Raw genomic sequence first — 12608 nt, forward strand, 5'->3', positions numbered from 1 at the left:
TCCGGTATGACGCCCGAGGATCGAGGGCTGACGACGCCAATGGTTGACGATGTCTTCGAAGCGCTCGCTGACTGGCGACGGCGCGCGGTCTGTCTCCACTTCCAGACTACCGCAGAGACACAGACGGCGGCCGGTGAGCTCGCCGATGTCGTTGCACAGCAGGGCCGAGACAGCGGCCTCCCAGAAGTCGAGACCGACGCTGACGCCGTCGAGTCGGCGCTGATCGAGACGCATCTCCCGGTACTCCATCGGCTCGCCATCCTCGACTTCGACGAGCGCAGTGGCACGATCAGATACTGGGGCTGTCCGACGCTGGAGAAGTGGGCGGACCACGCCGCCGCCGTCAGCCAGCGCAGCGGATTCTGACCGACACGCCCTTCTCGGTCCCGTCCGACCGCCGAATATGGACCTCCCACCTGTCGGTCTCGGCACGATGGGGATCGACGACCCCGCCGTCGTCGTGACGGCCGTCGAGACCGGCTACCGTCATCTCGACACCGCACAGATATACGACAACGAGGGCGTCGTCGGCGACGGGATCGCCGCAGCTGATACCGACCGCGACGACCTGACCGTCGCCACGAAACTTTGGATAGATTCACTGGCCGGTGACGATGTCCGGCCCGGCGTCGAGACCAGCCTAGAGCGCCTCGGCCTCGACTCGGTGGACCTGCTATACGTCCACCGCCCGCGCGGCGACTACAACCCGGCGACGACCTTGCCGGCCCTCGACGCGGTTCTGGAAGCGGGATTGACCGACCACGTCGGCCTCTCGAACTTCTCGCCCGAGCAGTTAGCGACCGCTCGTGACCACCTCGACGCGCCCATCGCCGCCCATCAGGTCGAGTTCCACCCGTTCTTCTGGCAGCAGTCGCTGCTGGAGGACGCACAGCGGCACGGTTACCCACTGGTGGCGTACTCGCCGCTGGCCGGCGGACAAGTGTTCGACGACTCGGTGATTCAGACTGTCGCCGAGCAGTACGAGACGACGCCCGCCGCGGTCGCCATCGCGTGGGTCACCGCACACGAGAACGTCGTCACCATCCCGAAGGCGTCCTCGCGTGCACACCTCGAAGCGAACCTCGCGGCCGCCGACCTCGAACTCGACGCCGAGACTATCGAGCGCATCAGTTCGATCGAGCGGGAAGAAGAGCTGTTCCCCGAGTAGCGTCGAAACGCTACGGCGACAGCCGCTGACGGTCTCGCGGGAACAGCACCGCTTCGCGGATGTTCTCCAGACCGAGCATCGTCATGACGAGTCGCTCGCCGCCCAGTCCCCAGCCGGCGTGGGGGGGCATGCCGTACTTGAACATCTTGGTGTAGTACTCGAACGCTTCGGGGTCGAGACCCTGCTGTTCGAAGCCGGCGACGAGCCGGTCGTAGCGGTGTTCACGCTGGCCGCCGGAGACCAGTTCCATCGAGGGGTGCATCATGTCGAAGCCGGTCGAGACCTCCTCGTCGTCGTCGTGGTCTTTGATGTAGAACGGCTTGATCTCGCTGGGCCAGTCGGTGATGAAGTAGTGTTCGCCGACCTCCTCGCCGAGGACGTGTTCGGCCTCCGTCGAGAGGTCGTCGCCCCAGACCAGCGGCTCGTCGAGTTCGCCGGTGGCGTTGATCTTGTCGATGGCGTCCTGATAGGAGAGGCGCGGGAACTCACCCTTGGGAGCGGCGAACTCGTCTTCGAGCCCGAGCGCTTCGAGTTCGTCCTGACAGTTCTCGGCGACGCCCTCGTAGGCCGCTTTGACGACGTGCTCGCAGGCGTCCATCGCCTCGGTATGGTCGTAGAAGGCCGACTCGAAGTCGATGGAGGTCGCCTCGTTGAGGTGTCGGGGTGTGTTGTGTTCCTCGGCGCGGAAGATCGGACCGATCTCGAAGACGCGTTCGAGGCCAGAGCCGACCATCAGCTGCTTGAACAGCTGCGGGCTCTGGTTCATGAACGCTTCGCGGCCGAAGTAGGTGATGGGGAACAGTTCGGTGCCGCCCTCGGTCCCCGTGGCGACGATCTTCGGCGTGTTGATTTCGGTGCAGTTGATGTCGCGGAAGGCGTCCCGAACGGAGCGCAGGACTTCGGCACGGATCTCGAAGATGGCCTTGACCTCGTCCTTTCGGAGGTCCAGCGTCCGGTTGTCCAGTCGGGTCGGGAGCTCGGCGTCGACCTTCCCGGAGGGGTCGAGCGGCAGTTCGGGGTCGGCCTCGGAGATGACGTCGACGCGCTCGGGCGTGACCTCGACGCCGGTGGGCGCGCGCGGCTCCTCCTCGACGTCGCCGGTGACGCTGATGACGGACTCGCGGTGGACGTTCAGCCCCGTCTCCACGAGGTCTTCGTCCATCTCGTCTTTCTCGAACTTGACCTGAATCTTCCCGGTGGTGTCCCGGAGGATGAGGAAGGCGATGCCACCGAGGTCACGAATCTCGTGGACCCACCCGGCGACGGTGACGCTGTCGCCCGGTTCGGCGTCCGCTGTGTAAGTACGGTCTTCCATGGGACTCCGTTTTGGTCCCCCTGACTTAAGAACAGTCTTTCAGAGCGAGGGTTCGAGCAAAGCGAGAACCCTCGTCAATGCGAACGGCGAACGAAGTGAACCGTGAGCAGCGAGAGTCCGAACGGAGTGCGGACTCTCGGCATTGCGAGCGGGAGATAGCGACACGCGAGCACTGAGACTCTGAGCGAAGCGAAGCGTCTCGAAACGCGAACGGCGAACGAAGTGAGCCGTGAGCGGCGAGGGCGAAACAGACGACTCTGGGCGAGTCTGTTCCGGACGAGTCAGCGGTCGGCGGTCGCGGCGTGGGCGTCCTGTGCGCCTTCGACGGTCTCCCGCACCGCATCGACGCCTTCGTCGTGGACGAGATCGCCGACGACGATTGTGTCTGCGTGTTCTGCCATTGTTCGGGCGGAGTCGTAGTCGTGGATGCCGCCGCCATAGAAGAGGGTGGCGTCGTCTAGGATGTCGGCGGCTGCGGCGACCTTCTCGGTGTCGCCGAGCATGCCGGAGTACTCGACGTAGACGATTTCCTGGCCGAGCAAGTGTTCTGCGGCCTCGGCGTAGGCGGCGACTTCGTCGGCGTCTAAGTCGCAGTTGGCCTGCGTGTAGGCAGCGACGGAGGCGTCGGGGTTCATGACGATGTAGGCCTCGGTGAAGGTCCGGGACCAGTCGATGTCGTCGTCCATGCGAATCCACTCCTTGTGTGCGCCGGTGATCCACGTCACGTCGCCGGCGTTCATCACGACGGGGATGAGGTAGCCATCGTGGCGGTCGCTGTGAACGACCGACGCGGGGTTCGACGGCTCGATGTAGACGGGGATGTCGTACTTGCCACAGGCATCGACGACTCGCTTCATCTTCTCTTCGGTCATGCCGGTGGTGCCGCCGACCTCGATGGCGTCGGTCCCGGTCGCAGCCACGTCCTCGTAGGTCTCCCCCTCGACGAGTGTCTTATCGGGGTCTATCTTGACGATGTGGTCCCAGTCCGCCCAGTTAGCCATACGGCAGAGACGTTCGCCCGGCGGCATAACGGCTTCGGATAGACCGGGCGCGAGTATGTGTTCCCATAGCGAGGCGGGCGCGAAACTGCCGTACTGACGCTGGCGCGCCGCCGTGAACCACCCGCCACATCTTAGCCCCTCGCACACGACGCTTCGTCTATGCAGCAACTCACCACCGTTGAGGAGGTCCACGAAAGCGGGTCGTTCCGCTTCACCGCCGAAGACTCCTACGGCGAACCCGAGGAGGTCGTCGTCGTCCCCTGCGGCGAGGGCGTCGAAGCGTGGGTGAATCAGTGTACGCACGAGGACCAGCGCTTCGATACGGGCCGAGGCGTACCGATGCGCGACGGACAGATGATCTGTCCCCGCCACGGGTCGCTGTTCGACGCCTGCGAGGGCGACTGCGACAACGGTGAGGCCGCTGGGACGACGCTGCCGGACGTAGACCTCGCCGAGCGCCACGGAACGGTGTTTCTGACCGACGACGGGTTCGAGTTCATGCACGAGGGCGGCATCGACGACGATGACGATATGCCGGGGTCGAGTTCGCACTTACAGTTGTAGTTGCCTGTGTTCCAGACGTAGTCTCCCGAACTCGCGGCACTGCCGCGAGTTCGGCCTTTTTCGCCCACGTTTTTCAAGGAGTGGTGCGCGAGCGAAGCGAGCGCACCCGACGCAGAAAAAGGTGGACGACGACATGCCGGGGTCGAGTTCGCACTTGCAACTGTAGCGTCTCGACCGGCACGCTCGCAGAAACGGATAGACGGCCCGATCAGGCGTCCAGTTCCGTCTGCCAGTCCCGAACCTGTCCGGCGCTGACGCCCTGCACTTCGCCGGCGATACTGTCGGCGTCGGCCTCCCGAAGTGCGTCGAGCGAATCCACGCCGGCGGCTTCCAGTTTCTCGGCGGTGGCGCTCCCGACGCCATTTAAGTCCTCTAAGCCCTGCACGGCATTGCGAGCCTGATACTCCTCGAAGTTGCAGATGGGACAGCCGAGTTCCCACGGGTCGTCGCTGTCGGGGTCGATGACGAGTTCGGGCAGGTCGTGGTCCTCGCAGAACTCGTCGGTCACCTCGATATCGCCGTTGCGAGGGAGCGGCAGCGAGTAGTCGCAGTCGGGGTAGCGCGTACAGCCGACCAGTCGGGAACCGGAGCGGAGGTGTTTGATAGCTAACTCTCCCCCGTGTTCCTCACCGCACTCGGGGCACGGCCCGATAACCTCGTCCTCACTCTCGTCGGCCTTCTCGGCCTCACAGCGGGGACAGCCGTGGACGAAGGTGTCCCGCCCGGCGAGCATCTTCACGTGGTGCATGTCGTGGTCCTCGCACTTCTCGTCTAAGACGAGCGGTTCGCCGTTCGAGGGGAGCGGGAGCGTGTTGCGACACTCGGGGAAGCCGTCGCAACCGACGAAGTACGACCCCTGCCGGGAGCGCCGGACGAGCATACTTTCGCCACAGTCGGGACACGGGCCGAGCGTCTTGTCGGCCTTCAGCGACTCCTGAAGGTGGTCGCCGATCTCCTCGCTGGACTCGCGTAACTCCTCGAACACCTGCGAGAGCATCTCACGGGACTCGTCGGCGACGTCGTCTAACGTCGCTTCGCCGTTGGCGATGCGGGTCATGTCTCGCTCCAATTGGGCGGTCATCTCGTCGCTGACGACGCGGTCGGCGAAGTCCTCTGCGGCCTCGACGACGGCGTTGGCGAGCGCCGTCGGCCGCGGCGGGTCGCCCTCGATGTAGCCGCGATCGTAGAGCTTCTCTAGGGTGTTGTGGCGGGTCGCCTTCGTCCCCAGTCCGAGGTCCTCCATCGTCTCGATGAGCCGGGACTGGCCGTACCGGCGCGGCGGCTGGGTCTGCTTGGCGTCGAGGCGGACCTCCGACATCGACAGTTCCTCGCCTTCCTCCACGTCGGGAACGTGGTTCTCGCTGGCGCTGGAGTACGGATAGACGGCGTGGTAGCCAGGTTCGACCAGACGCTTGCCGTTGGCCTTCAGCGAGCGGCCGCCGGCCTCGCTGACAACGCGCAGGCGCTCCCACGTCGCCGCTTCGGCGACGGTGGCGAAGAACCGGCGGACGACGAGTTCGTAGATCTCCCACTCGTCCTCGGAGATCTCTGACTTGTTCGGAATCTCGCCGGTCGGATGGATGGGCGGGTGGTCGGTGGTCTCCTCGTCGCCCTCGGTGGCGGCGATGTCGTCCTGTTCGAGCAGGGACTCGGCGTCCTCGCCGAAGTCCGGGGAGCCGACGAACTCGTCCAGCAGGGCGTCCTCTTCTAAGTCGTCGGGGTAGACCGTGTTGTCGGTCCTCGGATAGGTCATGTAGCCCGCCGTATAGAGTTCCTCGGCGATGGACATCGCGCGCTGGGCGGAGTAGCCCAGCGAACTGGCCGCGGAGATGAACGCGGTGGTGTTAAACGGCGTCGGCGGACTGTCGGTGCGGGTACGACGGCGGACGCTCGTGACCGTCGCGCTGTCGACGCTCGTCAGGTCGGCGTAGGCAGCCTCGGCCTCGTCTTCGTCCCAGACGCGTTCGGCCTCGCTGCCGTCGTCGTCGTAAAAGTACTGCGCTTCAAAGCCCGACCCGTTCTTCTGAAGGTCGGCGAAGATTTCCCAGTAGTCCTCGGGGTCGAACGCCTCGATCTCGCGCTCGCGGTCGACGATGAGCTTCAGCGTCGGCGACTGGACTCGACCCACCGAGATGAAGTCGTCGCCCAACTGCCGAGCCGAAAGTGAGAGGAAGCGCGTCAGCGCCGCGCCCCACACGAGATCGATAATCTGTCGGGCCTCGCCCGCGGCCGCGAGGTTGAAGTCGATCTCGTCGGGGTCGTCGAAGGCCGCCCGCACTTCCCGCTCCGTGATAGAGGAAAAACGCACGCGGGAGACGGGCACGTCGGTCACGTCGCGGATGAGTTCGTAGGCCTCCTTGCCGATGAGTTCGCCCTCACGGTCGTAGTCCGTGGCGATGACGGCGCTCTCGGCCTTGCGAGCCAGCTGCTTGAGCGTCGCCACGATATTTTCCTGTGTCGCCTCCTTGGTCACCTCGGCGTCGATGAGTTCGACCGGTTCGACGTCGCGCCAGTCGTTGTACTCCGGCGGGAAGTCGACGCCGACGACGTGCCCCGAGAGGCCGACGACGCGCTTGCCGCCCCACCGGTAGACGTTGACGCCGTTTCGCCGCTCGGCCGAGGCGCTTCCCTCCGAGAGGATCTCGGCGATGCGGCGCGCGGCGTTGTCCTTCTCCGTGATGATTAGCTCCATCGGACACCACCTGGTGTTTGCATTATCGGTCGCTACGCTCGGAGAGGTTCTAAAGACTTTCGCCGAAATCGGCCGACAGCGCGGGTGTGCGTGCGCTTGCGGGCGCTTACGGGTGCGCTCACGGACGCACGCGTGGAGGACTAATCGACCCGACTCCGATGCCCTCTTGTTCCGCTCTCGCTAAGCCGGCGTATGGAGAGACGAACGGCCAAAATCCTCCGCGGCGTCGCCGCCGCGCTCGTCTTCGCCACGGCGGCGTTTCACCTCTGGTGGGGCTTCCGCCGGAGCGTCATCTACCTCATGGCGGCCGACCAGTGGCTGGCGACGGGGATGCCACCGGATCCACGGCCTTTCTTCTTCGTCGCGTTCGCCGCCGTCTTGCTCGCGGGGCCGTACTTCGTGACCCGCGGGGTAGTCAGCCTGCGCAACGCCTACGTCGCCGGGACGGTGCTGCTGTGTGCCTCGATCGCGGCGTGGGTGTTCTGGCACACTACTGGCCACGGCGCGTTCCTCGTCGATGGATTCTCGGCTCCCGCTGCGGGCGGCGGTGGCCACCACAGCGGCGACACGAACGCTGTGATTCTCGTTCTGAGTCACTACGTCACGGAACCCGTCGAATCGGCGATCAAGACCATCGAACTCGCCGGCGTCGCCATCTTCGTCACGTTGCTGTGGAAAGACCCTGCCATCGTCCCGAAAGACCGCTCTGAGGGGATGGAAGCGGGCGAAGTCAGCGAAAACTAGCCGCCAATCACGGCCCGTTCCTCGTCTGCCCGTCGCGCATCAGTCCGTCAACTCGGCACCCATAGGTATGGAATGTTACAGGTTTCTAGTCTGCGGTGGTCGATACAGAGCGCGTGTCATCACCCGTTGAGCGGGTGTAATTCACTCACGTATGCGATTCGTTCTGTAATCAGAGTTAAACGAGGGCATCCGTTAGGGGGGCCACCGTGACCGACGCAGCCGACGCGACCTCGCTTACCGATCTCATCAAGAACGAAGAGTTTCTCGCCCTCGCGAGCACCGCATTCGCCCGTAGCCAGGCCTACTCTACCATCCTCATCGCCCTCGCCATGTATGCCGACCTTTTCGGGACATCCGGCACCGTCGAGGGCCTCTTCGGCACCGTGTTCGCCCTCACACAGTTCCTCATCGTCCTCCCGCTCGGACGAGTCGTCGACACCGGCAACTCCAAGCGATACCTCCTCGCCGGTCTGTTCCTCAATATCGCGATCTTCACCGGCTTCACCTTCGTCACCGCTGTCGAACACGTCCTCGTCCTTCGTGCCCTCCAGGGTATCGGTGCCAGTCTCCTCTGGATTACCGGCAGCACTGTCGTCGGCGAAATCAGCCCCGACGGCAAACGCGGGCTGTGGCTCGGCAGCTACAACCAGGTGGCCGCCGTGAGCAGTCTCGCGGGGACAATCTTCGGTGGACTGCTCCTCTATACCTACGGCTTTCAGACCACCTACACCGTTCTCGTCGTCGTCACCTCGCTCGCCACCCTCTCGGTCTATCGGTTCCTCCGCGACAACCCCGGACAGCAAGCGGACACCGCAGAGACATCCGGACTCGATACGCTCAGAACGCTCCTGCAACGCCCGGCTATTCGTGCCCTCGTCTCCTTCCGCTTCGGGTTCAGCGTCGCGAAGATGGCTGTCATCATCTTCTTACCCATCTATGCGAAGACGCAGTTCGGCATCAACCCGCTCGCTATCGGTGGCATCCTCGCCGGCGGGAAGCTCACGAAATCCCTGCTACAAGGCCGTATGGGGACCCTCATCGACCACGCGGAGCACCGATACAAGTTCGTGTTCGCCGGAGCAGCCGTCTACGCGGTCGGCATCGTCTTCATCCCGTTAGCCGGGTCCGCGACGCAGTTCCTTTCGACGGTCTCCCTGTCGGCAGCCGGGCGAACGATGGTGCTCCCGCCGGCGTTCTTCGGGCTCTTCGCCGCCTACAGCGTCCTCGGCATCGGCGACAGTATCCGGCTGCCCGCGAGCATGACGCTGTTCGTCGAAGAGGGGGAACGAGTGGACGCCGTCGCGGGCAGTTTCTCGCTGCGGTCGCTCTCCTGGAAGATTGGACAACTGATCGGACCGGTGGCAGTCGGTGCGATCTGGGAAGTCACGTCGGCGCTGGTCGCGTTTTGGGTGGCCGCGGGCTGTGCCGGCGCTGCTGCGGTGGCGTTCGTGGCGATGGCGATTCGAACGACTCGCCGAGAACAGCCGGCATCGACGGCTGTCCGGTCGGCGGACTGAGCAACCTCGAAAAATCTGGACCAACGAAGCCGCCTCGTGGAGTTTCGCTCCGTCGCGGCGGTGAAAGCACTCGTTTCGCTTCACGGCTTCGCCGTTCAGCGTTTCGAGGTCGCGTAGCGACCTCGCTTCGGCTACGGCGCGCTACTCCCCGTCCAACTCCTCGCGCAACAGCCCGTTGACGTCGCCGGGGTCCGCCGACCCACCGGTCTTCTGCATCACCTGGCCGACGAGGAAGTTCAGTGCTCCACCCTCGCCGCTGTGGTAGTCCTCCACGGCGTCGGGGTTCTCCTCGATAGCCTCTTCGACGGCCTGTTGGACCGCGTCGCCGCTGGTCTTGCCCAGTCCTTCGCGCTCGACGACGGTATCGGGGTCTTCGCCCTCGTCTAACATCTCTCGGAGAACCGTCTCGTGGGCGTTTTTCGCGGTAATCTCGTCCTCGGCGACGAGTTCCACGAGGCGGGTGACCTCGTCGAAACGGCCCTCGATGTCCGTAATCTCCATGTCGCGGTAGTTGAGCTCGCCCAGCAGGTTGTCGGCGACCCACGTCGCCGCGAGGTCGGCGTCGAACCGCTCGGCGACGCTCTCGAAGAAGTCCGCGACCTGTTTCGTGCTGGTGAGTTTCGACGCCGCCTCCTCGCTCAGGTCGTACTCCGCGACGAAGCGCTCGCGGCGGGCGTCGGGGAGTTCCGGGATGGCAATCGTTTCCTTCCAGTCGGCGACTTCGAGCGGGGGAATGTCGGCCTCGCGGAAGTAGCGGTAGTCCTTTTCCTCTTCCTTCGAACGCATCGAGACGGTGTTGCCGTGGGTCTCGTTGAAGTGTCGGGTCTCCTGTTCGACTGCACGCCCTGACTGGATGAGTTTCCGTTGACGCGAGGCCTCGAAAGCGAGGGCCTGCTCTGCGCCCTTGTGACTGGAGATGTTCTTGACCTCCGTGCGGTTGGCGTCTTCCAATACCGACGCCTCGATGTGGCCGTCCTCGCCGACCTCGTCGGCGTCCACCATCGAGAGGTTCGCGTCGATGCGCAGACTGCCGTCGCGGGTGGCATCGAAGACGCCCAGATATTCGAGCACTTCTTCGAGTTTTTCGAGGAATGCCCGGACCTCGCCGGGGTCTCGGAAGTCCGGTTCCGTGACGATCTCCATCAGCGGCGTTCCCGCGCGGTTGTAGTCGATGAGCGTGTAGTCCGCGCGGTCGATGGAACAGGTTCGGGACTCCAGCGGGCCGGTCCCCTCGCGGACGTGTTTGATAGAGCCGGGGTCTTCTTCTAGGTGCGCACGACGGATGGACACGGCGCGGCGCTGGCTCTCGACGGCGAACTCCAGTTCCCCGTCCTGACAGATAGGCGCGTCGTACTGCGTTATCTGGAAGTTCTTGGGCAGGTCGGGGTAGTAGTAGTTCTTCCGGTGGAACGTCGTCTCTTCGGGCACGTCGGCGTCGATGGCCTTCCCCACCTTTACGGCGGCTTCGACGGCTCCCTCATTGACGACGGGCAGCGCTCCCGGCAGACCCAGACAGACCGGACAGGTGTGCGTGTTGGGTTCCTCGGTCGGTTCGGTCGAACAACCACAGAATATCTTCGTCTCCGTCTCTAGCTGGACGTGGACTTCCAGCCCGATGACGGCCGCGAGTTCGCGGGACTCGGCGGCTTGCGCAGTCATTACCCGCCGTTCGGGGGCCGCTGGCTAAAGGCTAACGACCCCCGGCTAGTAGGTGTCGTGTTCTTTCTTTTCCGAACGGAAATCGGCGGTTGTACTGGCGTCACAGTCGAGAACAGCCAGAAATCCCCACGCTCGGCCCTTCCGACTCGTTGTCGCCCAATTGGTGCTGTACACGTTTCGCCCAACCTCGCATGCCGAGCGCGAGGTCGGTATCTCTTTGAGGGGGTTTGAGACAAAAGGCGAGATTATTGCCGGGAGTCGCACGTTTAGTGCGGTCGGCAGTCGAATCTATCATGAATGAAAAAACAATTACTCGTGACCGATTTCCTCGATCGGGCCAGAACGTACTACGGCGATTACGAGGCTATCGTGGGGGCAAACGACGAGCGCTTCACCTACGACGAGTTCGGCGACCGCGTCGACCGGTTCTCGGCGGCGCTCCAGGCGCGCGGTGTCGAGAAGGGTGACCGCGTCGCAATACTCGATCCGAATACACACTACCATCTCGAAGCGGCGTTTGGGACGATGCAGTGCGGTGCGATCCACGTGCCGCTGAACTACCGACTCACGCCATCTGATTACGAGTACCTCCTCTCGGACTCGGATGCGAGCGTCGTCTATGCGGACTACGAGTACGCCAGCAAGATCGAGACAATACGCGACGAGATTCCCGCCGATGTCTTCGTGACGAACGACTCGGCTCCGGTGGAGGGCGACTGGATCGACTTCGAGTCGTTTCTATCGGTTGAACCCGACGACTACGACCGCCCGGAGATGACCGAGGACGAGATAATCACCATCAACTACACCTCGGGAACGACCGGCGATCCAAAGGGTGTCTGCCGCACTCATCGGACAGAGTCGTTGCACGCACACCTCGTGACTATCCACCACCACCTCACCGACGACGACATCTATCTATGGACGCTCCCGATGTTCCACGTCAACGGGTGGGGTCACATCTACGCCGTCACCGGTCGCGGCGCGAAACACGTCTGCACGCGCGGCGTAGACGCTGCGGAAGTGTTCGACGCTATCGACGCAGAGGACGTCTCCTTCCTCTGTTGTGCGCCCACCGTGTTGACAATCCTCGACGAGTATGCTGACGAGCACGACCCGGCGTTCAGCGGCGACAATCCAGTCCGCGTGACCGCCGCCGGAAGCGCCCCGCCGAGTGCGACTATCCGGACCGTCGAAGACAAGTTCGGCTGGGAGTTCACGCAACTCTACGGTGCCACTGAGACCGGGCCGCTAATTGCAACCTCGGACGCCGACCGGTTGATCCCTGACGAAGGTGGACTTCGCTTCTCGCTGAAGCAGCGCCAAGGCGTCGCCCCGCTCGGGACCGAACTCCGCGTCGTCGACGACGACGGGGGACAAGTCCCTCGCGACGACACCACCATCGGCGAGGTGGTCGTCCGTGGCAATCAGGTCATGGAGGAGTACTGGGAGAAACCCGACGAAACGCACGCGGCGTTTAACGATCGTCTCGAAGGGTGGTACCATACTGGCGACCTCGCCGTCGTCAACGAGGACGGCATGATCGCTATCCAGGATCGCAAGAAGGACATCATCATCTCTGGCGGTGAGAACATCTCCTCGGTCGAACTGGAGGACACGTTGTTCGACCACGAGGCCGTTGGCGACGTGGCGGTCATCCCCGCACCGTCCGAGAAATGGGGCGAGACGCCAAAGGCGTTCGTCGTCCCTGCTAACGGAGATGCCGAGAATCCCGGTGTTACTGCCGACGAACTGACTGCGTTCACCCGCGAGCGCTTGGCCGACTACAAGATCGTCCACGAAATCACGTTCGTGGATACGATCCCGAAAACTGCGACCGGGAAGATCCAGAAGTACGAACTGCGCAAGCGCGAGTGGGACGACGAAGACGAGATGGTCGGGAAGGGGTAGCGACCCGGCACGCACCGTTCGATACTGCGGTCCGACT

10 protein-coding genes are annotated in these 12608 nt (G+C 63.8%); 6 read left to right on the top strand and 4 right to left on the bottom strand.

Annotated elements, in window-relative coordinates; translation table 11 throughout:
- Positions 1–6 precede the first annotated feature (6 nt).
- Both E4S61_RS01135 and E4S61_RS01140 read left to right on the top strand, forming a co-directional pair.
- Positions 7–366, top strand: a complete 360-nt coding sequence (locus E4S61_RS01135) for a DUF7344 domain-containing protein (protein ID WP_167768440.1) — start codon at positions 7–9, stop codon at positions 364–366.
- A 37-nt stretch (positions 367–403) separates the two neighbouring features.
- Positions 404–1168 carry an aldo/keto reductase gene (locus E4S61_RS01140; protein ID WP_135302069.1) on the top strand — a complete coding sequence of 255 codons (765 nt, stop codon included), beginning with the start codon at positions 404–406 and terminating at the stop codon, positions 1166–1168.
- 10 nt (positions 1169–1178) lie between these two features.
- On the opposite strand, the gene aspS is transcribed toward E4S61_RS01140, so the two are convergent.
- Positions 1179–2483, bottom strand: coding sequence for an aspartate--tRNA(Asn) ligase (gene aspS, locus E4S61_RS01145; RefSeq protein ID WP_135302070.1), 1305 nt, complete (start codon positions 2481–2483; stop codon positions 1179–1181).
- Positions 2484–2764: 281 nt separating this feature from the next.
- Positions 2765–3484, bottom strand: a complete 720-nt coding sequence (locus E4S61_RS01150) for a phosphoglycerol geranylgeranyltransferase (protein WP_135302071.1) — start codon at positions 3482–3484, stop codon at positions 2765–2767.
- A gap of 159 nt (positions 3485–3643) precedes the next feature.
- Between E4S61_RS01150 and E4S61_RS01155 the strand changes: the two genes are divergently transcribed.
- Complete coding sequence (locus tag E4S61_RS01155) at positions 3644–4048, top strand: Rieske (2Fe-2S) protein (RefSeq protein WP_135302072.1); 405 nt, start codon at positions 3644–3646, stop codon at positions 4046–4048.
- Positions 4049–4256: 208 nt separating this feature from the next.
- Here the strand turns inward: E4S61_RS01155 and E4S61_RS01160 are convergent, their stop codons facing one another.
- Complete coding sequence (locus E4S61_RS01160; RefSeq protein WP_135302073.1) at positions 4257–6740, bottom strand: DNA topoisomerase I; 2484 nt, start codon at positions 6738–6740, stop codon at positions 4257–4259.
- A 192-nt stretch (positions 6741–6932) separates the two neighbouring features.
- On the opposite strand from E4S61_RS01160, the gene E4S61_RS01165 reads away from it, so the two are divergent.
- Positions 6933–7484 (top strand): hypothetical protein, encoded by a 552-nt coding sequence (locus tag E4S61_RS01165; protein WP_135302074.1) that lies wholly within the window; start codon positions 6933–6935, stop codon positions 7482–7484.
- A 206-nt stretch (positions 7485–7690) separates the two neighbouring features.
- Positions 7691–9001: an MFS transporter gene (locus E4S61_RS01170; protein WP_135302075.1), complete on the top strand. Its 1311-nt coding sequence runs from the start codon at positions 7691–7693 to the stop codon at positions 8999–9001.
- Positions 9002–9142: 141 nt separating this feature from the next.
- Here the strand turns inward: E4S61_RS01170 and gatB are convergent, their stop codons facing one another.
- The gene (gene gatB / locus E4S61_RS01175) at positions 9143–10660 is read right to left on the bottom strand and encodes an Asp-tRNA(Asn)/Glu-tRNA(Gln) amidotransferase subunit GatB (protein WP_135302076.1); all 1518 of its coding nucleotides are present in this window, start codon (positions 10658–10660) and stop codon (positions 9143–9145) included.
- A 297-nt stretch (positions 10661–10957) separates the two neighbouring features.
- Between gatB and E4S61_RS01180 the strand changes: the two genes are divergently transcribed.
- Complete coding sequence (locus E4S61_RS01180) at positions 10958–12571, top strand: long-chain-fatty-acid--CoA ligase (protein ID WP_135302077.1); 1614 nt, start codon at positions 10958–10960, stop codon at positions 12569–12571.
- The last annotated feature ends 37 nt before the right edge of the window (positions 12572–12608 follow it).

Origin of the sequence: Haloarcula amylovorans, from assembly GCF_004681185.1 — an archaeon.
Classification (GTDB): domain Archaea; phylum Halobacteriota; class Halobacteria; order Halobacteriales; family Haloarculaceae; genus Haloarcula; species Haloarcula amylovorans.